Here is an 18,982-nt window from a genome sequence, read left to right as displayed (position 1 = left end):
ACTCCCCATGCGCCTCGGCATCGACTTCGGTACCAGCAACTCCGCCGCCGCCATCGTGCATGAGGGGAAACTGCTGCCGATCCGTTTCGGTGACGCCGAACAGTTCCGCACCAGCGTGTACTTCCCCGGCGTGGTGCCCGACCCGGACGACTTCCAGCTCGACGACGGCCAGGAACACCAGCTGCAGCAGATGATCGATAGCGCCGCGCGTGCAGCCCGTGCCGCCGGCCAGGAACGCACCCCGCAGGCGCTGCGCCGTGAAGCCCTGCGCGCCCTGCGCCGTGAATGGATGGAGGCCCGCGCCGGCAAGGAACGCAGCGCCAGCGACCTGCTGCAGAACGCGGTCTACGGCGACGACGCGCTGGAAGCCTATTTCGAGGAACACGAAGGCAACCTGGTGCAGAGCCCGAAGTCGATGCTGGGCTACAACCTGCACCCACGCGCGAAGCAGACCATCACCGGCATCGCCGCGCACATCCTCGAACACATCCGCCTGACCGCCAGCGCCCAGCTTGGCCAGCCGCTGCGTGCCGCTCTGCTCGGCCGCCCGGTGCAGTTCCGCAGCTCGATCGGCGCGGCCGGCAATGACCAGGCACTGGATATCCTGCGCGAGGCCGCCACCCAGGCCGGCTTCGACCAGATCGATTTCCTCGAAGAACCCGCCGCGGCGGCCATGCACTACCACGCCGAAAGCCGCGAGCGGCACCAGGCGGTGATCGTCGACATCGGCGGCGGTACCACCGATATCGCGCATGCCGAAGTCGGCGGCGACGACGCCCCGCGTATCCACCGCGCGTGGGGTATCGCCCGCGGGGGTACCGACATTGATCTGGCGCTGAGCCTGTCCAGCTACATGCCGCTGTTCGGCCGCGGCATCACCCGCGTGCCCGCCCACCACTATGTGGAAGCAGCCACCGTGCAGGACATGACGCGCCAGCGCGACTTCCGCCAGCACAAATACGATCACGTCGACGAGCCGTGGGGCGGGCGCCTGCAGGCCCTGCAGGACACCGGCAATACCGCCCGCCTGTACCGCGATGTCGAACGCGCCAAGATCGCCCTCAGCGCCGCCAGCGAGCACCGCAGCACGCTGGACTACATCGCCCGCGACCTGCATGCCGACAGCAGCGCCGATGGCCTGGCCGCCGCCGCCCACGGCTACCTGGAGCAGATCCGGGAACTGCTGGCCCAGGTCCGCAGCGACATCGGGGGCGACCCGGATGCGGTGTTCCTGACCGGCGGCATGTCCCGTGCCGGCTACCTGCGCCAGGCCGTGGCCGAGGCCTTCCCGGGGGCCCGCATGGTCCACGGCGAGCCCTCGCTGGGCGTGGTCCAGGGCCTGGCGTTGGCGGCAGCCTGCCAGGATTAACAAAACGTTACGCGGTCTAAGTTACTCTTGGTCGGCTAGAACCCCGCTGCACCTTCCACCGGCCACGCCGGTGTGTGTCCACGGTGCAGCCTGGCCCGCCCTGCGGGCCTAGCGGCCATGCCTTCCTGGCTCGTTCATGGTCCGCGCAGCACCTGAGCCGCCATCGAGACCCGCTTTGGGCACCCGCCAGGCCCCTGTGGCCTTACAACCTGACGCAGCACCTGCACCCATCGACTGCCGCCGTTGTGACGCGGTCTGTTGCCGGCTGCCCGTGCTGCTGCAGCCCGGCGACCACGTGCCTGGCCAGTTCCTGTCACGCGACACCCACGGCCGTGCCGTGATGGCGCGCAACGAGGAAGGCTGGTGCGCGGCGATCGATCCCTATCACCTGCGCTGCACGATCTATTCGCAGCGCCCGGCGATCTGCCGCCAGTTTTCGATGGGCGGCGATGACTGCCGCCGCGAGCGGCAGGACTACCTGCGCCAGGCCGATGCCTGGGCGCTTTCCTCCCCTTCCACCTGACAGGAGCAACCATGCCCCGCAAGGCAAAGACCCCCGCGAAGGCCAGCAACAGCATCCGCAGCGAACGCAAGGGCGCGGCCGCCAGCACCGTGGTCAGCAGCGATTCGATCGCTTCGGACCTGGCAGCGTTCCGCAAGGCCGGTGGCAAGATCGAAGTCCTCGGCACCACCTGGGCGCTGAAGAAAGCCAGCTGACCCAGTACCGACCGCGGCGGCGCTGCCGCCGCGGCCTGCCGGACCGTGCTCAGCGATCCAGGCGTACCCGCACACTGCCCGAATGCGACTGGATGCGGATGTCTCCATCGCCGCCCCCCAGACGCGTATCGAGATGGCTGCCCGGCCCGTAGCGCGGCCGCTCCACCTGACCGGCGTCGCTGTTGATCGAGCCGCTGAAGCTGTTCACCGACAGCTGTGCCGACACCGTGCGTGGCAGGCTCAGCGTGACCGAGGCACTGACCGATTCGACATTGATGCGGCCGCCGGGCGCCAACCCGGCTGCTGCCAGATCGATGCTGCCCGAAACGGTTTCCACCGCCAGTCGCTGCACGCGCCCGGCGTCGACCTGGACCCGTCCGGACACCGTCTGCGCACCGATATCACCGGACACGCCACCGCCGGCCTCGATGCGGCCACTGACGGTGTTCACATCCAGCTTCGGTGTCTGCAGGCGTGCGCTGACACTGCCACTGACCGTGTTGAGCTTGCTGTCGCCACTGCGGCCAGCCGCGCTCAGGCTGCCGCTGACCGTGTCGGCCTGCAGCCGTCGCACGTCGATACCACTGATGTCCTGGCTGGCGCTGACCGTGCTCAGCAGCAGCTCCACCGATCGCGGCACGTTCAACACCAGCGTTGCACCACCGCTGTTGCTGCGGCGCGGATATTCGATCTCCCAGCGCACACGGTTGGCGCTTTTTTCCTGGCGCAACTGCAGGCCGTCGCTGAGCGTGCCGGTGAGCTGCACGTCATTGCGGTCCCAGCCACGCACGGTCACCTTGCCGGCCACGTTGCTCAGCTCGATGCGACCGCCCGCAGCCAAGGTGTGGCGCTCGTCGATGCGGATGTCGGCCAGTGCCACGGCAGGGGTCAGCAGCAGCGCGACACAGCAGGAAATCAGGGTTCGGGTCATGGGGGTCTCCTCAGGTCGTCAAGCCGGACTCGGCGGCATAGGCCGCCTGCCGGGTCAGTTCCAGCCGCAGCGCATAGGTGCGCTTGAGCTGGCCAAGCAGGTGCGGCGCACGCGGGTCCTGCGCCAGGGCGGCACGGATCTGCGCCGCGCTTTCATCCAGTTCGTGCAGGGCCGGCTGCCATTCCGGCGCCCGTCCATCGGGCAGCGAAGCGACGGCCTGCTGATACTGCTCGGTCATCGCCGCGGCCTGCAGCTGCAGGGCGGACGGCGCCGGCGTATCCGGCTGCGCATGCCGCCACGGCGCCACCGCATACAGTGCCAAGCTGGCAGCCAGGGCAGCGCCGGCCGGCAACCACCAGCGGCGCCGCGAACGCACCGGCAGGACCACCACGTTGTCCGTTGGCGCGGGCGCTGCCTGCGATTCACGCGGCGGCAGCCGGGCGGACAGGCGTGCCCAGCCATCGGCGGGTACATCGCGCTCGTTCGGCAGCGCGCGCAGCCGGGCCAGCAGGTCGTGATCGGAATCGTGTTCGTGTGTACTCATGTCATGTCTCCCAGCCGTGCGCGCAACAGGCCGCGCGCACGATGCAGCTGTGCCTTGGAACTGCCGACAGCCATCTGCAGCTGCTCGGCGATTTCCTGGTGTTTCCAGCCTTCGATATCGTGCAGCACCAGTACCGCACGCGCCCGTGGTGGCAGTGTCGACAATGCGCGCTCCAGGTCACGCTCGGTACCCGCGCAACGGTCATGCACCGCCAGTTCCAGCAGGCCGCCATCGACATCCTCCAGACTGTCGTGATCCTGCCCTGCGGCGCGACCACGCAGTTCCATCAGTGCGGCGTTGACCCCCAGCCGATGCAGCCAGGTGGACAGGCTGCTCTCGAAACGGAACCCTGGCAGGGCTTTCCAGGCCTGCAGGAAGGCCTCCTGCAGCGCATCCTCGGCACGTGCCTGCTGGCCGCCACACAACCGCCACAGGACAGCGAATACACGCGGCGCGTGACGCCGGTACAGCAGTTCGTAGGCAGCGGTGTCGCCGGCGGCCGCCGCCCGTACCAGAGCGGGTTCGTCGACGGCGTCGTTGGCGGCGGGCGGCGCGGGCATGGTGGTGTCGAGCATATCGCTTGGATGCGGCGACCCGGGAAAAGGTTTAGAGCCGATCGACGGCCGATGCCATGCAACCTTTTCGACGGCTGCTGCATCCATGGAAGGTCCTTCGCGAATCTGCCGTCCGGGAGTCCTGCCATGTCCAGCCCTTCCTGCGCCGCCCTGCTGGTGATCGCTGCCTGCGTCCTGCTGCAGGCGCTGGGCCTGTCACTGCAGCTGCGCCCCGACAACGGCCGCGCCTGCCTGCAGCAGCACCGCCAGGAGCTGGTCTGCCTGGCCTGGACCCCGGCGGTCGAATCCCCCGCACGCGCCGGGTAACATCGAGGGCCGTTATTGCCACCCGTCGTCGCCCCCATGATGTTGTCCCTGAAGGATCACCTGCCGACCTGGACCTACCCTTGGCTCCACGACGCGGGTATCGCCGTGAAGATCCTGCTCACCCTGCTGGCCGCGTGGCTGCTGCGGGTGCTGGCACGGCGCTTGATCCGCCGCTTCGCCGAGCACTACACGCTGCCACCGGAAATGGTGATGGGCGCGCGCCGGATCACCAGTTTCGTGGTCTATTTCAGCGCAGTGCTGTACATCCTCAGCCTGCTCGGCGCATCGCCGTCGGTACTGTGGACCGCGTTCACCGGCTTCGCGGCGGTGGGTGCGGTGGCCTTCTTCGCGGCCTGGAGCGTGCTCTCCAACATCTTCTGCACGCTGCTGATCTTCACCACGCGCCCGTTCCGCCTGCATGACTACATCGAGGTGCTGGAGAACGGCGAGAAACCGGGCCTGAAGGGCCGGGTGATCGACGTGAACCTGATCTACACCACGCTGCAGGAGACCGGCGACGGCCACGAGGGCACGGTGCTGCAGCTGCCGAACAACCTGTTCTTCCAGCGCACGGTGCGGCGCTGGCGCGACCCGGCGCAGGCCCCCGGCGGCATCCAGGGCGACGGCTGAGGGGGGGGCCTTTGCAGGGCTGCGCCCTGCACCTGCAGAGGCCGAAGCCGAAGCAAGATCAAGAGCGGCATTCCGTGGGATGGCGGGGCGGTGTCGGAGTGCGGGGTGTCCGCGGCATGGATGCCGCGGCCAAGGCCCCATGGACGGGTTCACGGCGTCCCCGCACTCCGACACCGCCCTGCCAACCCACGGAATGCCAGCCTTTGATGTTGACGTTGCTTCTGCAGGTGCAGGGCGCAGCCCTGCAATAAAACACCCCTTACCTCAGCTGGCTGTCCTTGCTGCCACGCCGGTTGTACCCGGCATGCGCCTGCTCTTCGTCGTCATGCGCCTGCTGGCACGCCACGCACAGCCGTACCCCAGGCACGGCCTGGCGCCGCGCCAACGGAATCGGTGCGTCGCATTCCTCACAGTGTTCCAGACCAGGGCCCTGCCGCAGCTGGCGCCGCGCGCGGGCAATCGCATCGTCGACGGTGGCGTCGATCTGGTCCTGGACCGCGCCGTCTCCCGCCCAACCGGTGGCCATGGCCATCCTCCGCAGGTGTGTCGCCTGATATGGGGACGATACACCCGCGCACAAAGGAGCAGACCTGTGTTGAGCAGAGCCATGCCCGGCTGATCTTCAGCAATCTGAGCAGAACGTGGAGGGCTTCAATCAGGTCGATCGCGACTTAATCCCCTCCGTCCCCTTTTTGCTTACCAGACCAGGTCGTCGGGCACCTGGAACTGCGCGTAGTAGGCGTCGTCCTCGGCGTTGCCGGTGGAGATCTCCGCGGTCGAGCCCGGCTGGCCGTGGTCGACGATGATCGCTTCCGGGGCGCGCTCACGCACCTTCTCGGCAGCAGCACGTGGCAGCAGCGCGTAACCGTCGCCGTGGGCAACGATGACCAGCACGCCGACCGACAGCGCCTTGCGCAGCTTGGGGTCGATCAGCAGGGTGCGGATCGCCGTGCCATCGCTGAAGCGGTACTCGTCATCGCCCTTGTGGGGCACGGCATGGGCCGCGATGATCTGCTTCGCCTGCGCCTTCTGTTCAGCCTGCCTGGCCTGCGCATTGCGCTCGGCGGCCAGCGCGCGGTCGCGCTCGACCTTCTCGGCGCGGGCCCGTTCAGCCTCGCGCTGGACGTCGGCCGAGGTCGATTCGGCCTTGCCCTGCCGGGCCTTGGCCTGCTCGCGCGCGGCGGCGCTGGCCTGCGACTTCTTGGCCAGGCCGGCCTTGAGCAATTGTTCCTGCAGCGCGTTGGGCTTTGCCATGGTCGGTGCGTACCGCGTGTAATCTTGGATGCCCCATTCTACCGACGCCCCGCCGCCCCTGCATGGCAGTCCTGAAGTACCTCACCGGCTATCCCGAACCCTTGGTCGCCCAGGTCAGCGAACTGCTGGCGCAAGGCAAGCTCGGCCCCTGGCTGCAGCAGCGCTATCCCGACCCGCACGAGGTACGCAGCGACCGCCAGCTGTACGACTACACCCAGGAGCTGAAGGACCGCTACCTGCGCAAGTCGGTGCCGCTCAACAAGGTCTGCTACGACAACACGCTGGAAGTGATCAAGCACGCGCTGGGCACTCATACCGCCATTTCCCGCGTGCACGGCGGCCGCCTCAAGGCCAGCCGCGAGATCCGCATCGCCACCGTGTTCCGCCAGGCACCAGCAGCGTTCCTGCGCATGATCGTGGTACATGAGCTGGCCCACCTGAAGGAATCCGACCACAACAAGGCTTTCTACCAGCTGTGCCAGCACATGGAGCCGGAGTACCTGCAGCTGGAGTTCGATACCCGCCTGTACCTGACCGAGCTGGCCAACCGCGGCCAGCGTTGACCGGCCGCAGCAGCTACACTGCGCGCCCCCTGCCCGACCTTGCCGCCATGGAACCGATCCGTCTCGACAAACGCCTGTCCGCCCTGCTCGGCATCCCGCGCGGCGAAGCGCGGCGCTACATCGAAGGCGGCTGGGTCACGGTCAACGGCGACGTGGTGGAGCAGCCGCAGCGCCCGGTCGATGACAGCGCGGTGATCGTCGTAGCCGCGCAGGCCAGCGATGAAAAGGCCGAGCGGGTCAGCATGCTGTTGAACAAGCCGGCCGGCGTTGCCGCTGAGACCCTGTGTGCGCTGGTCAGCAGTGACAGCCACAGCGAACTCGATGCCAGCGACATCCGTCCTCTGCAGCGTCACTTCCATGGCCTGCAGCTGGCCGCCTCGCTTCCGGCCAGCGACAGCGGCCTGGTGGTGGTCAGCCAGGATCCGGCCACGCTGGCCCATCTGCAGCGCAATCTGGGCCGCACCGAGCAGGAATACCTGATCGAAGTGGCCGAAGGCGGCCCGGAGCGTGGGCCATGGCTGATGGCGCGTCTGCAGCAGGAGGCCGGCGGCGGCAAGGTCAGCTGGCAGAGCGAACAACGCCTGCGCTTTGCCGGCAAGGGGCTTACCGCCAAGGGCCTGCGTGCAGCGGTGACAGCCGCCGGGCTGCAGGTGACCGGGGTGCGCCGCCTGCGTATCGGACGCGTGGCGCTGGGGCCGCTGCCGCCGGGGCAATGGCGCTACCTGGGCAGCCACGAGCGGTTCTGAGGTGTGCGGGTCAGAGCCCTTTCCTGTGGAATGGGATCCGACCCCATCGGTGACGCCCCCTCGGGGCGGGATCCCGTGCCGAAGGCAAGGGCTCTGACCCCCTGTCGATCCTGCAGGCATTCCTTCACGCATGGCGTGGCTCTACCATCGGGGCATGAGCCTGCCCAAGCCGCTGTGGCGACGCCTGCTGCGCATCGCTGCAATCATTCTCGCTGCGCTGGTGCTGCTGGTGCTGTCCGGCCTGCTGCTGGCCGACCACCTCACGCCGCAGGCACGGGGCACGCCTTCGCATGTGCTGCCACTGCAGTCGGCGCAGACCCGCATCGACCAGCAGATCGTGCCATTGCAGGAGGCCCATCCCGGCCAGTCCGGCGTGGCCTTCCTCAGTGATGGCATGGATGCCTTCGCCGCACGCGCGATGATCACCACGCACGCAGGCCGCAGCCTGGACCTGCAGTACTACATCTGGCACGACGACCTGATCGGCCACCTGATGGCCAAGGCGCTGTATGACGCCGCCGAGCGCGGCGTGCGCGTGCGCATCCTGCTTGATGACATGAATGCCAAGGACAAGGACGCGCTGATGATGGCGCTCGATGCGCATCCGAACATCGAGATCCGCCTGTACAACCCGTTCCGCAACCGGACCGGCATCCTGCGCATGGTGGAGATGGTGCAGCGCTTCTTCAGCGTGAACCACCGCATGCACAACAAGAGCTGGATCGCCGATGGCCGCGTCGCGATCGTCGGTGGCCGCAACATCGGCGAGGAGTATTTCAGCGCGCGCTCCGATGTGAACTTCCAGGATCTGGACCTGCTGGTCGCCGGCCCCGCCGTGGAGCAGGCCAACCGCATCTTCGACGACTACTGGAACAGCGAAACCGCCATTCCGGTATCCGCGCTTGCCTTCCATACCGACGCACAACTGCGCCTGCTGGTGCGCGAATCGGACCACGAGGCGCAGCGGGACGTGGCCCGGCCGTACCTGGCGCGCGTGGCCGAATCGCGCAAGCGGCAGCGCCCGAGCCCCGAGCCGCTGCGCTGGAGCGGTGCAGTGCGCATCGTGTCCGACCCGCCGATGAAGCACCGCAAGGACGATCGCGCTGCCTGGCTGGTGTCGACCCTGATCAGCGAGCTGCAGGCCGCCAGGCACAAGGCCCTGTTGATCTCGCCCTACTTCGTTCCCGGCAACGAGGGCCTGGATGGCTTTTCGGCCATGTCCGGGCGGGGCGTGCAGGTCGGCGTGGTCACCAACTCACTGGCCGCCAATGACGTCGCCGCCGTACATGGTGGCTACATGGGCTACCGCGTGCCGTTGCTCGAAGCCGGCGTCCACCTTTACGAACTGAAGGCACAAGGGCAGTCCGGCGATGCCGGCGTGTTCGGCAGCAGCGGCGCCAGCCTGCATACCAAGGCGTTCCTGGTCGATGACCGCCGCGGTTTTGTCGGTTCGTTCAACCTCGACCCGCGCTCGGCCTATCTGAACACCGAGATGGGCGTGCTGTTCGACGATCCGGTGCTGGGCGCACAGCTGCGGGACGAGTACCTGCGCCTGGCTGATCCCAGGCACAGCTGGTGGCTGGCGCTGGATGACCGTCGCCGGTTGCGCTGGCTGGAGCGCGAACCGCCACCGCACTGGGTGGAGGCGGAGCCGGGGGCAACGGCGCGCAAACGCTGGTTGTCGCGGGTGATCAGCTGGCTGCCGGTCGAATCGCAGCTGTAGCGCTCAGGGCGTTGGACCCGCCTCTTCCTGTCCGGCCTCATCACGTGTTTCCACGCTGCGTCCATGCAGGCGCCGCCAGATCCAACGCAGGGCATGCGGCGGCGCTGAAGGCAACTGTTCGAGCAGGGCCAGCATGCGGCTCTGGCTGGCATGTCCATGCCGGCACAGCAGGCTGGCTGCCGCCGCAGCGCTGGCCAGGCGCAGGCTGTCGGCGAGTGGGCCATCGGCCTCCGGCGCCAGTGCCTGGTGCACGGGCTCGGGCAGCTCCCAGGCTGCAGCCACGCGTTGTGCCAGCGGCAACGACCATTGCTGGAGCAGTTGCAGGGCCAGCGCCGGCTCCACGGTTTCGTCGCGTGCCTGCGCTTCCTGCAGCAGCTGGCGCATCACCAGCGCTGCCCCCAGCCCCTGCACCAGGCCCAGCCACTGCGCAGCGAAGGCATCACCGAAGGTGACCGTGCGCGCATGATCGGCGGCCGCACGCGAAGCCAGCAGTGCGTGCTCCCAGATGACCGTGCTGAACTGCGGAAACATGCCGCACTGCACCTGCATCACCGGCTGCACCAGCACCGCGCTGATGATCTGGCGCACGCCCTCGGTACCGACCAGGGTCACCGCACGCTGCAGGCTTTCCACCGGCCGCTCATGCACCTTGTAGGCCGGGCTGTTGGCGATGCGCAGCAGATTTCCGGTCAGCACCGGGTCCTGGCCGATGATGGCCGCCATCACCCGTGCCGAGGCGGCATCGTCGTTGACGGTCTGGATCAGCTGCGGCAGCAGTTGCGGGCGCCGCGGCAGGTGCCGGGCGGCCCAGTCACGGTCCTGCAGCGCGCGCGCCACCGCTTCGCCCAGTGCCGGATCCTGCACGGGGGCAGGCTCGCCGGCCAGCCGTGGGTACAGGGCAAGTGCATGCAGGCCGCGCTGCAGGTGGGCGGCGATCTCACCGGCCTGCAGCGCCTCGCCCTGAAGGCTGGCTGCGGCAGCAGCGACCGCCTGTCGCGATACGGCCGCCAGGCGCAACGGAGCCGTCCCGGTCGAGCGCGCCAGCCAGCCGCGCAGCGATCGCCACCAGGCCGGCGTCATCGCCGCCTGCCCTGTCGTTGTGGTGCCCTTGCCGTCACTGACCGCCCTGCCTCTTCACGCGAATCCGGCCACCCGCCGTCGTCGCAGCATCGGCCGCACTTTCATCTTCTTTAACCGGAAGGGCGGCGATGTCGACGGCAGCAACCGGGGGAATGGACTAGAATGGCGCCGCGCGACCCGTCCCCCTGCACTGACGACGTCGCTTTTTTTGTTTTGGGACCCTACCGTTCATTGGCCGTTCGCTGCAGTTCGCCGCTGTTCGCGCCATCGGAGACGCCATGCTATTCGAAACCCTCGCCACCACCGGCCACGAACAAGTGGTGTTCTGCCACAACCACGATGCCGGCCTGAAGGCGATCATCGCCATCCACAACACTACCCTGGGCCCCGCCCTGGGCGGCGTGCGCATGCGCCCTTACGCCAGCACCGACGAGGCGCTGGCCGATGTGCTGCGGCTGAGCCGGACGATGACCTACAAGAATGCGCTGGCCGGGCTCAACGTGGGCGGCGGCAAGGCGGTGATCATCGGCGACCCGAAGACGGACAAGACCGAGGTACTGTTCCGCGCCTTCGGCCGCTACGTCGATTCGCTGGGCGGCCGCTACATCACCGCCGAGGACGTTGGCACCGACGTCAACGACATGGAGAACATCTACCTGGAGAGCCAGTTCGTGACCGGCGTGCACCAGGTCCATGGTGGCTCCGGCGATCCGGCGCCTTTCACGGCCTACGGCGCACTGCAGGCACTGATGGCGTCGATGCGCTTCAAGTTCGGCCATGAGGAAGTAGGCAAGACCAGCATCGCGGTGCAGGGCCTGGGCCACATCGGCATGGAACTGGTGAAACTGCTGCGTGACCGCGGTGCCAAACTGTATGTCACCGACCTGGACAGTGCCCTGGTTGATCGTGCAGTCAGCGATTTCGGCGCCGAGGCGGTCAAGCCGGACGAGATCCACGAAGTGAACGCCGATGTGTTCGCACCGTGTGCGCTGGAAGGCGCGATCAACGCCGATACGCTGCCGCGGATCAAGGCCAAGATCATCTGCGGCACGGCCAACAACCAGCTGTCGAGCCTGGAGATCGGCGACGAACTGCATGCGCGCGGGATCCTCTACGCCCCGGACTACGCCGTCAACGCCGGCGGTGTGATGAACGTGTCGCTGGAGATCGACGGCTACAACCGCGAACGCGCGATGCGCCTGATCCGCAGCATCTACCACAACCTCACCCGCATCTTCGAACTGTCGCAGCGCGAGAACATCGCGCCGCAGCGGGCCGCCGATCGCATTGCGGAAAGCCGCATCCTGTCGATCGGCAAGCTGAAGATGCCGCTGGGCCGCAGCACTCCGCGCCTGGGCAACCTGCGCGGCGGCTGAGGCTGCAGACGTCGCGCCGGGAGCCTTCCCGGCGCGACCGATTGCTAGAACCCGGTGCTGTAGCGCAACGCAGCCTGCCGCGCGCCCTCGCCACCGATACGCTGGTCGAAGCCCAGGCTCAAGCGGCCATTGCGGCCCCACCACGATTCCAGCGCCACGCCGATCAGCGCACTGCCGCGCGGCGCATCCCAGCCTGCCAGCGGCGCCCAGGCATCCACGCCGACAAAACTGGCCTGCCAATCGGCGTCACCGCCGTCCAGCCGCTGCTGCCACTCGGCGTGTCCGCGCAGGTTCCAACGCCCCCAGCCCCGCTCGCCGCGGATGCCGGCCAGCATCTGGCTGCGCTGCGCGCGGGTGGCTTCACCCCGCAGGCCGAAGCCGAAACCGCCCAGCTCATTGAACGCATCGGTATCGACACGCGTGGTGCTGGCACCGAGGTAGGGCGTCACCGAAGCGCCTGCGCGGCCCAGGCGATATCCGCCTTCCACGCTGGCGCTGCTGAAACGCCCGCCGTAACGCGCCGAGACACCGTAGGCACCCGCACCCAGCAGCAGCTGGCGATCCAGCGCGCGGGTGAACTGGCCACTGCCGAACTGGGCCAGCGCATAGCCGCGCCCCAAGCTCCAGCCAGCGTACAACTGTGCCTGCGCCTGGCGGTCGCGCCCGCGATCACCGTCGAAGCTGCTGCCTCCATTGCTGCGGGTCTCACCGAAGGCGACGCCCATCAGGCCGTTGCCGCCCAGCGGCAGATCCTGGCCGGCCATCCAGCCCCGGCTGTCGGCGGCGTTGCCGGCGAAGCTGCCCTGCCCCACCTCACCCAGCGCGCTCTGCCAGCTCCCGCGCAGGCGCGGGGTGGCCTGTACACGATCGAAGCGCTCGGCAATCGCACGCCGCGACATGTCGATGCTGTCGAAGGTGGCGGCCTCGGCGCGGGCATGCGCCTGGCCGGACAGGCTCTGCAGGCTGTCGGCCAGGCCCTGCTGGCCGCCTCCGGCCCACTGCAGCGCACCGGCTGCCGCACCGAAGGGCGATCCCTGCAGGCCGGTGTTGCCGTCGAGCACTGCGAATGCGCCTTCCAGGCGCTGCGCTGCGGCCTGTGCGGAGGCGCTCAGGCCACTGGCTGCGGCGGTGACGCTGACCTGGTTCACGTTCAACCAGGCGTTGTTGCTGTCGTAGCCATACGTGGGTGCCACCAGGGTCAGCCCCTGCAGACCGGTGGAAGTGGCTTGGCTACTGAAGGTGCCGTTCAGGCCACCCGCGGCGTGGATGAGGTCCTGGCGCGTTCCGTTCTGCGGCACATAGCCGGAGACGAAGCCGTGCACACGCACACCGCCATTGATCGTTGCGTTGCCGATGACCTGAAGTGCGTTGGCACCGAGCGCGATCATCAGCTGCGCGCCGGGCTGCTGGGTGTAGTTGCCCTCGATGGTGCCGGTGGTGTTGCCGGTGGTGAGGAACACGCTGCCGCCGTTGACCACATTGCCGATCACCCGCGGCGTGCCACCGTTGAACTGCAGACCGGTGGAGTCCGGGTCGGGCTGGGCGAGGATCGTCACATTGGAACGGATCACGCCACCGTTCTGCAGCGTCAGGATGCCGCGCTCGATGCGGGTGGCGCCGGAATAGCTGTTGTTGCCGGCCAGTACCAGCTTGCCTCCGCCCTGCTTGACCAGGCCACCGCTGCCGGTGATGTCGTTGCTCCACATCGAGTTGGTCGAGCCGGCATCAACGTTGGCAACCACATCGCCCCAGTCGAAGCGGCCGGGACCGTTGATCGCGCGACCGATGTCGAGCAGGCCATAGCCGAACACCGGATCCACGCCGGGCGCACCGATGTCCTTGGCAGTGCCCAGCAGGGTCTGCCTCACCAGATCGTTGCTGAAGTAGGGGAAGCGCTGCCAGACCAGCGCCGCCGCACCGGAGACCAGCGGCGCGGCGAACGAGGTGCCGTAGTTCCAGTAGTAGCTGCCACCGTTGGCATCCGGGTAGACCGCGCTGCCCGGCGCTGCCAGGCAGTAGCGGGCCGCCTGGCCGCAGGCATTCGAATAGCTGGCCAGCGCGCCAGGCGTAAACGGGTCCACCGCCGTGGCCACCAGCCAGCCGCGCTCCAGATCGGCCGCCGGAAGCGTGCCTGCCACGCCCTTCTGGCTGGGCAGCGCGGCCAGGCTGCTCGGCTCGCTGCGGCCGTCATTGCCGGCGGCGAACACCACCAGGCCACCGTGGTTGATCACGAACGGCCGGTATTCGGCGGCTACCTGCGCGGTGGTCGGCAGGTCGGTCCAGTACAGGCCGCCCCACGAGTTGTTCATCACCTTCACGTTGTAGCTGATCAGGTCCTGGTGGACCTGGGCCACGCCCAGCGGCCCACTGAAGGCATTGCCCTGGCCACTGCCGTCATCGGTCGGCGGCTTGTCGGAAATGATTCTTGCCGAGACGATCTGGGCGCCTGGCGCGATACCGCCCGGCCAGGTCCCCACTGCTGCGCCGGCGGCGAGGCTGGCCACGGCGGTGCCATGCCCGACCACGTCATCAACCGCCAGGTTGTTCCTGGCGGGATCGATGTAATTGAAGTTGGCCAGCACGCGACCATTCAAGGCCACCGCGTTGCGCTGCACGCCCGAATCGACGATGCCGATGCGCACGCCCTGCCCGGTCAGGCCGGCGGCCTGTGCGGCACGCGCGTTGGTGACTGAAAGATGCGCATCAAAGGCCGGCTCCTGCGGCTTGGCCGGCGGTGGTGTCGTCGGCGGAGGCGTGGTTGGAGGGGGCGGCGTGGTCGGGGGTGGGTCGACGCGCACGTTGCTGCCGCCTCCGCCGCCTCCACCACAGGCCGTCAGCGCCATCGCCAGCGCGGTTGCCAGCACAGACCTCACCATCATCGTTCGCTCCATCGATTCCTTCCCGTGAACGTTGGCCTGCCTTCATCCCGGCAGGCGTTCGGCGCCGCACAGCGGCAGCCCTCCCCGACCCTCTATACTTGGGCCGACCCCCACGCAGTCTGCCGGGAAACCGGGGCGCATCCAACGGCCTCCGGTCTCCTTTCCGAACATTGCTTACGCATCAACGAGATTGCCATGTCCAACATCGTCATCGCGGCCGCCAAGCGCACCGCCATCGGCTCCTTCCTCGGCCAGTTCAACGGCGTACCGACCCCGACCCTCGGCGCGGCAGCCATCGCCGCCGCGCTGGAACAATCGGGTGTCCCGGCCAGCGACGTTTCCGAAGTCCTGATGGGCTGCGTGCTGCCGGCCAACCTCGGCCAGGCGCCCGCCCGCCAGGCCGCGATCGCCGCCGGCATTCCGCTGTCGGCCGGTGCCACCACGCTGAACAAGGTGTGCGGCTCGGGCATGAAGACCATCATGCTCGGCCATGACCTGATCAAGGCCGGCTCGGCCAGCATCGTGGTCGCCGGCGGCATGGAATCGATGTCCAACGCCCCGCACATGCTGCCGAACTCCCGTACCGGCAACCGTTTCGGCAACTTCCAGGCGGTCGACCACATGGCCCACGATGGCCTGGTCAACGCCTATGACGGCAAGGCCATGGGCGAATTCGCCGAGTGCGCGGTGGACAAGTACCAGTTCAGCCGCGAAGAGCAGGACGCCTATGCGATCGAGTCGGTCAAGCGCGCGCAGGCTGCCCAGGCCAATGGTGCGTTCGCCGACGAGATCGTCGCGGTGAAGGTAGCCACCCGCAAGGGTGAGGTCGAGGTCGCCATCGACGAGCAGCCGGGGCGCTCGGACATCGCCAAGATCCCGACCCTGCGCCCGGCCTTCAAGAAGGACGGCAGCGTCACCGCCGCCAGTTCCTCCAGCATCTCCGACGGCGCCGCCGCGGTGGTGCTGCTGACCGAAGAGGACGCCGCCGCGCGAGGCATCACGCCGCTGGCCCGTATCGTCGGCCACGCCACCCACTCGCAGGAGCCGGAGTGGTTCACCACCGCGCCGATCGGTGCGCTGCACAAGCTGCTGGGCAAGACCGGCTGGTCGCTGGACCAGGTCGATCTGTTCGAAATCAACGAAGCCTTTGCCGTGGTGGCGATGGCCCCGATGCGCGAACTGGGCATCCCTCACGACAAGCTCAACGTGAATGGCGGCGCCTGCGCACTGGGTCACCCCATCGGTGCTTCCGGCGCACGTCTTGTGGTGACCCTGGTCAACGCTCTGCGCACGCGTGGTGGCAAGCGCGGCATTGCCACCCTCTGCATCGGCGGCGGCGAAGCAACGGCAATCGCCATCGAATTGATTTAAAAAGATTTAACGATGATTTCGCAAAAATGAATGCGGGATCGCTTGACACCCAATCTTGGCTTGTCATCATGTTGTCGGCGCGCAGCATGCGCGTTGCCTAATTCTAACGACGAGGATTTACACAATGAGCATCAACAAGCTGCTGGTCGCGATGTCCCTGGCTCTGGCCCTGGCCGCCTGCTCGAAGCAGGAAGCTGCCCAGGACGCCGCTGCTTCGGCCAACGAAGCCGCCACCGAAGCCCAGGCTGCTGCCGACCAGGCCGCCGCTGCTGGCGCCCAGACCGCCGACGCTGCCCAGCAGGCCGCTGACACCGCCGCCACCGCTGCTGACGCCGCCACCGACGCCGCTGCCCAGACCGCCGGTGCTGCCACCGACGCTGCTGCCGGCGCTGCTGCTGACGCTGCCAAGGCTGCTGAAGGCACCGCTGAGAAGGCCAAGGACGCTGCTGAAGAAGCCAAGAAGTAATAACTTCTTTCTTCACGCCGTTCTGGAAAAGCCGCTGGTTCGCCAGCGGCTTTTTCTTTGCGTGGATGCCGGCGATCAAGCCCCTGCATCGCGACCCGGTCTTCACAACGGCATGAATAGGCTGGCGTCCCCATCCATTGCAGTGCCGGAGACCGCCATGAAGATTCGTCCGATCACCACCACCCTGCTGGCCGCCTCCCTGCTGCTGGCCCTGGCCGCCTGCAAGGGCCCGGAAGCCGAACAGGCCAAGCAGGACGCGCAGCAGGCGGCCGACAGCGCCGGCGCTGCCGCCCGCGACGCCGTCGACAAGGCTGCTGCCGCCACCCGCGAAGCCGCCGACAAGACCGCCGCCGCTTCCGAGCAGGCCGCCGCCGATACCCAGCAGGCGCTGGACAAGGCCGCAGACGCCACTGCCAACGCCGCCGACAAGGCCAAGGACGCCGCAACCGACGCCGCCGCGCACGCCAGCGACGCCACCGCCGACGCCGCGCAGAAGGTCGCCGACAAGGCCCGCGATGTCGCTAATGACGCCAAGGCCAACGCCGCCAAGGAAGAAGCCAAGCACTAAGCCTTACCGGCAGCCGAGCACCGGCTCGGTTCCACAGGAAAAGCCGCGGCACTGCCGCGGCTTTTCTGCTTTTCGCTCCCTGCTTCTTCTGTTGATTCCGTGGTGTGCGCCCACGGAAAGTGTCCAAGGACGCGCGGGTAGGTTGCGCAGGGGCGTAAGCGCCATGGATGGCGCGCCCGAGCCTTATCTGATGAAAATCTGTCAGCGTAGGTGTCGAGAGCCGGCGTGGGCCGCCCCTACGGCAGCGCGCGCGCCAGCATCGCCGTCAGCTCCAGCCCCGCCGGCAGCGTCCCGAACGCCAGCCCATGCTCCGCTTCCAGCCGGCTACGCACGAACGCCTCCGCCATCGGACTGCGCGCACGCAGCAGCAGCGCCGCCTGCAGCAGCAGCGCAGTGCGCTCGCAGAACAGCCGCGCCTGCGCTTCCTCCGGTGGCGGCGCCGCTGCCCAACGCTGCAATGCCGCTGCATAGCGCGCATCACGGTCGGCCACCGACGCCAGCTCACCGCGCAACGCCGCCATCGCCTCCGGTTCACGCGCCAGCGCACGCAGCACATCCAGGCACTGGATGTTGCCGCTGCCCTCCCAGATCGAATTCAACGGTGCCTGCCGGTACAGGCGGGGCAGCATCGACTCCTCCACGTAGCCGGCACCGCCCAGGCATTCCTGCGCTTCATTGACGAAGGCCGGCGCACGCTTGCACAGCCAGTACTTGCCCAGCGCCGTCCCCAACCGCGCCATCGCCGCTTCATTGGCATCCACACCGGCACGATCCACCGCGCGTGCGATGCGCATCGCCAACACCGTGGCCGCTTCCGACTCCAGCGCCAGATCAGCCAGCACGTTGGTCATCAGCGAGTGCTCCACCAGCAGCTTGCCGAAGGTGCGCCGATGGCGTGCATGATGCAGCGCCTGCGCCAGCGCCATGCGCATCTCCGCCGCCGCACCCAGCATGCAGTCCAGACGGGTCATCATCACCATGCCGATGATGGTCGCCACGCCACGCCCTTCTTCGCCCACGCGCCACGCCTGCGCGCCACAGAACTCGACTTCGCTGGACGCATTGGACCAGTCACCCAGCTTGTCCTTCAGCCGCATCAGCCTGAATGCATTGCGGTCGCCGTCGGCCAGCCGGCGCGGCATCAGCAGGCAGGTCAGCCCGCCCGGTGCCTGCGCCAGCACCAGGAAGCCATCGCACATCGGCGCGGAAAAGAACCACTTGTGGCCGACCAGGCGGTAATGTTCGCCATCGATCGGCTCGGCGCGCGTGCTGTTCGCACGTACATCCGAGCCGCCCTGCTTCTCGGTCATGCCCATGCCCAGCGTGATGCCGGTCTTGTCCGCCACCGGCACGTCGCGCGGGTCATAGACCGGCGCGGCGGCCTTGCGCGCCCATTCGGCCAGGTGCGGCTGCGACTGCAGCACTGCCACCGCCGCATGGGTCATGGTCAAGGGGCAACTGGTGCCGGCTTCGGCCTGGTGGTGCAGGTAGCTCAGCGCCGCACGCGCGACGTGTGCGCCGGGCTGCGGCTCGTGCCAGGACAAACCCGCCACGCCATGCTGCTTCGCTGCGGACATCAGCTGGTGGTACGCAGGGTGGAACTCGACCGTATCAATACGGTGGCCCTGCGCATCGTGCGTACGCAGCCGCGGGCGATCACGGTTGGCATCGAAGCCGAGCCGGTACAACTCGTCGCCGGCCAAGGCCCCGTACACGGCCAGGCGTGGCGCTAAGGCACCGGCACCCTCGCGATGCACCGCCTCCGCCAACGCCACATCGTCGGTCCACAGCTGGCGGCCCGCGAACGGTGGCGGCTGGTTCAGCACCACATGGGTTTCAAACGGCGCGTTGCTGCTGAAGCTGGGTCCACTCATCCGGTCCATC

General features: G+C 68.0%; 20 protein-coding genes. 12 read left to right on the top strand and 8 right to left on the bottom strand.

From position 1 onward, the window contains the following. The first annotated feature begins 7 nt into the window (after positions 1-7). The 3 genes from H4O10_RS17590 to H4O10_RS17580 all read left to right on the top strand — a co-directional run bounded on the left by H4O10_RS17590 (position 8) and on the right by H4O10_RS17580 (position 2,086). A complete protein-coding gene (locus tag H4O10_RS17590; RefSeq protein WP_033834328.1) occupies positions 8-1,369 on the top strand; it encodes an Hsp70 family protein in 1,362 nt (453 codons plus the stop codon). A gap of 229 nt (positions 1,370-1,598) precedes the next feature. After that, positions 1,599-1,892 carry a YkgJ family cysteine cluster protein gene (locus H4O10_RS17585; protein ID WP_053462562.1) on the top strand — a complete coding sequence of 98 codons (294 nt, stop codon included), beginning with the start codon at positions 1,599-1,601 and terminating at the stop codon, positions 1,890-1,892. Positions 1,893-1,903: 11 nt separating this feature from the next. Continuing rightward, positions 1,904-2,086, top strand: coding sequence for a hypothetical protein (locus H4O10_RS17580; protein ID WP_005410566.1), 183 nt, complete (start codon positions 1,904-1,906; stop codon positions 2,084-2,086). A gap of 49 nt (positions 2,087-2,135) precedes the next feature. On the opposite strand, the gene H4O10_RS17575 is transcribed toward H4O10_RS17580, so the two are convergent. From H4O10_RS17575 to H4O10_RS17565, 3 genes are read right to left on the bottom strand one after another with little or no spacing between them, the layout of a single operon-like run. Then, positions 2,136-3,017, bottom strand: coding sequence for a DUF4097 family beta strand repeat-containing protein (locus H4O10_RS17575; protein WP_033834330.1), 882 nt, complete (start codon positions 3,015-3,017; stop codon positions 2,136-2,138). A gap of 10 nt (positions 3,018-3,027) precedes the next feature. Continuing rightward, positions 3,028-3,561 carry a hypothetical protein gene (locus H4O10_RS17570; RefSeq protein ID WP_005410568.1) on the bottom strand — a complete coding sequence of 178 codons (534 nt, stop codon included), beginning with the start codon at positions 3,559-3,561 and terminating at the stop codon, positions 3,028-3,030. Next, positions 3,558-4,136, bottom strand: a complete 579-nt coding sequence (locus H4O10_RS17565; protein ID WP_033834331.1) for a sigma-70 family RNA polymerase sigma factor — start codon at positions 4,134-4,136, stop codon at positions 3,558-3,560. The genes H4O10_RS17570 and H4O10_RS17565 overlap by 4 nt, the downstream gene beginning before the upstream one ends. Positions 4,137-4,262: 126 nt before the next feature. Between H4O10_RS17565 and H4O10_RS17560 the strand changes: the two genes are divergently transcribed. Together H4O10_RS17560 and H4O10_RS17555 are read left to right on the top strand one after the other, a co-directional pair. Further along, positions 4,263-4,442, top strand: a complete 180-nt coding sequence (locus tag H4O10_RS17560; protein WP_005410570.1) for a hypothetical protein — start codon at positions 4,263-4,265, stop codon at positions 4,440-4,442. A gap of 36 nt (positions 4,443-4,478) precedes the next feature. Continuing rightward, positions 4,479-5,072 carry a mechanosensitive ion channel family protein gene (locus H4O10_RS17555; protein ID WP_080353465.1) on the top strand — a complete coding sequence of 198 codons (594 nt, stop codon included), beginning with the start codon at positions 4,479-4,481 and terminating at the stop codon, positions 5,070-5,072. 259 nt (positions 5,073-5,331) lie between these two features. Here H4O10_RS17555 and H4O10_RS17550 read toward each other — a convergent pair whose 3' ends face one another. Together H4O10_RS17550 and H4O10_RS17545 are read right to left on the bottom strand one after the other, a co-directional pair. Beyond that, the gene (locus tag H4O10_RS17550) at positions 5,332-5,598 is read right to left on the bottom strand and encodes a DksA/TraR family C4-type zinc finger protein (RefSeq protein ID WP_005414219.1); all 267 of its coding nucleotides are present in this window, start codon (positions 5,596-5,598) and stop codon (positions 5,332-5,334) included. A 170-nt stretch (positions 5,599-5,768) separates the two neighbouring features. Next, positions 5,769-6,326 carry a DUF2058 domain-containing protein gene (locus tag H4O10_RS17545; protein ID WP_033834333.1) on the bottom strand — a complete coding sequence of 186 codons (558 nt, stop codon included), beginning with the start codon at positions 6,324-6,326 and terminating at the stop codon, positions 5,769-5,771. A 62-nt stretch (positions 6,327-6,388) separates the two neighbouring features. Between H4O10_RS17545 and H4O10_RS17540 the strand changes: the two genes are divergently transcribed. The 3 genes from H4O10_RS17540 to H4O10_RS17530 all read left to right on the top strand — a co-directional run bounded on the left by H4O10_RS17540 (position 6,389) and on the right by H4O10_RS17530 (position 9,358). Next, positions 6,389-6,889: a M48 family metallopeptidase gene (locus H4O10_RS17540; protein WP_049431303.1), complete on the top strand. Its 501-nt coding sequence runs from the start codon at positions 6,389-6,391 to the stop codon at positions 6,887-6,889. Between the two features lie 47 nt (positions 6,890-6,936). Further along, positions 6,937-7,635 (top strand): RNA pseudouridine synthase, encoded by a 699-nt coding sequence (locus H4O10_RS17535; RefSeq protein ID WP_033834386.1) that lies wholly within the window; start codon positions 6,937-6,939, stop codon positions 7,633-7,635. A 130-nt stretch (positions 7,636-7,765) separates the two neighbouring features. Then, a complete protein-coding gene (locus H4O10_RS17530) occupies positions 7,766-9,358 on the top strand; it encodes a phospholipase D family protein (protein WP_049454063.1) in 1,593 nt (530 codons plus the stop codon). 3 nt (positions 9,359-9,361) lie between these two features. Here the strand turns inward: H4O10_RS17530 and H4O10_RS17525 are convergent, their stop codons facing one another. Continuing rightward, the gene (locus H4O10_RS17525) at positions 9,362-10,438 is read right to left on the bottom strand and encodes an HDOD domain-containing protein (RefSeq protein ID WP_049454065.1); all 1,077 of its coding nucleotides are present in this window, start codon (positions 10,436-10,438) and stop codon (positions 9,362-9,364) included. A 278-nt stretch (positions 10,439-10,716) separates the two neighbouring features. On the opposite strand from H4O10_RS17525, the gene H4O10_RS17520 reads away from it, so the two are divergent. Further along, positions 10,717-11,814 (top strand): Glu/Leu/Phe/Val dehydrogenase dimerization domain-containing protein, encoded by a 1,098-nt coding sequence (locus tag H4O10_RS17520; protein WP_005410578.1) that lies wholly within the window; start codon positions 10,717-10,719, stop codon positions 11,812-11,814. Positions 11,815-11,858: 44 nt separating this feature from the next. Here the strand turns inward: H4O10_RS17520 and H4O10_RS17515 are convergent, their stop codons facing one another. After that, entirely contained in the window at positions 11,859-14,705 is a 2,847-nt protein-coding gene (locus H4O10_RS17515; protein WP_049454067.1) for an autotransporter serine protease, read from the bottom strand. Between the two features lie 183 nt (positions 14,706-14,888). Between H4O10_RS17515 and H4O10_RS17510 the strand changes: the two genes are divergently transcribed. From H4O10_RS17510 to H4O10_RS17500, 3 genes are all read left to right on the top strand, one after another. Continuing rightward, entirely contained in the window at positions 14,889-16,064 is a 1,176-nt protein-coding gene (locus H4O10_RS17510) for a thiolase family protein (protein WP_005410580.1), read from the top strand. A gap of 124 nt (positions 16,065-16,188) precedes the next feature. After that, on the top strand, positions 16,189-16,530 hold the full coding sequence (locus tag H4O10_RS17505) for a hypothetical protein (protein WP_005410581.1): 342 nt from the start codon (positions 16,189-16,191) through the stop codon (positions 16,528-16,530). Between the two features lie 157 nt (positions 16,531-16,687). Continuing rightward, the gene (locus tag H4O10_RS17500; RefSeq protein WP_005410582.1) at positions 16,688-17,098 is read left to right on the top strand and encodes a hypothetical protein; all 411 of its coding nucleotides are present in this window, start codon (positions 16,688-16,690) and stop codon (positions 17,096-17,098) included. A gap of 236 nt (positions 17,099-17,334) precedes the next feature. On the opposite strand, the gene H4O10_RS17495 is transcribed toward H4O10_RS17500, so the two are convergent. Then, positions 17,335-18,972: an acyl-CoA dehydrogenase family protein gene (locus tag H4O10_RS17495; RefSeq protein WP_049454070.1), complete on the bottom strand. Its 1,638-nt coding sequence runs from the start codon at positions 18,970-18,972 to the stop codon at positions 17,335-17,337. Positions 18,973-18,982: the final 10 nt, after the last annotated feature.

The organism is Stenotrophomonas sp. I18B00994 (genome assembly GCF_014145825.1).
GTDB classification, from domain to species: domain Bacteria; phylum Pseudomonadota; class Gammaproteobacteria; order Xanthomonadales; family Xanthomonadaceae; genus Stenotrophomonas; species Stenotrophomonas maltophilia.
Note: the sequence above shows the minus strand (reverse complement) of the source record. Positions and strands in the feature narration are given on the sequence as shown.

Coding starts and splice junctions, on each gene's coding strand:
- H4O10_RS17500 (WP_005410582.1), top strand. CDS start 16,688: ATGAAGATTCGTCCGATCACCACCACCCTGCTGGCCGCCTCCCTGCTG.
- H4O10_RS17575 (WP_033834330.1), bottom strand. CDS start 3,017: ATGACCCGAACCCTGATTTCCTGCTGTGTCGCGCTGCTGCTGACCCCT.
- H4O10_RS17520 (WP_005410578.1), top strand. CDS start 10,717: ATGCTATTCGAAACCCTCGCCACCACCGGCCACGAACAAGTGGTGTTC.
- H4O10_RS17515 (WP_049454067.1), bottom strand. CDS start 14,705: ATGGAGCGAACGATGATGGTGAGGTCTGTGCTGGCAACCGCGCTGGCG.
- H4O10_RS17570 (WP_005410568.1), bottom strand. CDS start 3,561: ATGAGTACACACGAACACGATTCCGATCACGACCTGCTGGCCCGGCTG.
- H4O10_RS17540 (WP_049431303.1), top strand. CDS start 6,389: ATGGCAGTCCTGAAGTACCTCACCGGCTATCCCGAACCCTTGGTCGCC.
- H4O10_RS17590 (WP_033834328.1), top strand. CDS start 8: ATGCGCCTCGGCATCGACTTCGGTACCAGCAACTCCGCCGCCGCCATC.
- H4O10_RS17560 (WP_005410570.1), top strand. CDS start 4,263: ATGTCCAGCCCTTCCTGCGCCGCCCTGCTGGTGATCGCTGCCTGCGTC.
- H4O10_RS17525 (WP_049454065.1), bottom strand. CDS start 10,438: ATGACGCCGGCCTGGTGGCGATCGCTGCGCGGCTGGCTGGCGCGCTCG.
- H4O10_RS17580 (WP_005410566.1), top strand. CDS start 1,904: ATGCCCCGCAAGGCAAAGACCCCCGCGAAGGCCAGCAACAGCATCCGC.
- H4O10_RS17545 (WP_033834333.1), bottom strand. CDS start 6,326: ATGGCAAAGCCCAACGCGCTGCAGGAACAATTGCTCAAGGCCGGCCTG.
- H4O10_RS17555 (WP_080353465.1), top strand. CDS start 4,479: ATGATGTTGTCCCTGAAGGATCACCTGCCGACCTGGACCTACCCTTGG.
- H4O10_RS17510 (WP_005410580.1), top strand. CDS start 14,889: ATGTCCAACATCGTCATCGCGGCCGCCAAGCGCACCGCCATCGGCTCC.
- H4O10_RS17550 (WP_005414219.1), bottom strand. CDS start 5,598: ATGGCCACCGGTTGGGCGGGAGACGGCGCGGTCCAGGACCAGATCGAC.
- H4O10_RS17505 (WP_005410581.1), top strand. CDS start 16,189: ATGAGCATCAACAAGCTGCTGGTCGCGATGTCCCTGGCTCTGGCCCTG.
- H4O10_RS17495 (WP_049454070.1), bottom strand. CDS start 18,972: ATGAGTGGACCCAGCTTCAGCAGCAACGCGCCGTTTGAAACCCATGTG.
- H4O10_RS17565 (WP_033834331.1), bottom strand. CDS start 4,136: ATGCTCGACACCACCATGCCCGCGCCGCCCGCCGCCAACGACGCCGTC.
- H4O10_RS17535 (WP_033834386.1), top strand. CDS start 6,937: ATGGAACCGATCCGTCTCGACAAACGCCTGTCCGCCCTGCTCGGCATC.
- H4O10_RS17530 (WP_049454063.1), top strand. CDS start 7,766: ATGGCGTGGCTCTACCATCGGGGCATGAGCCTGCCCAAGCCGCTGTGG.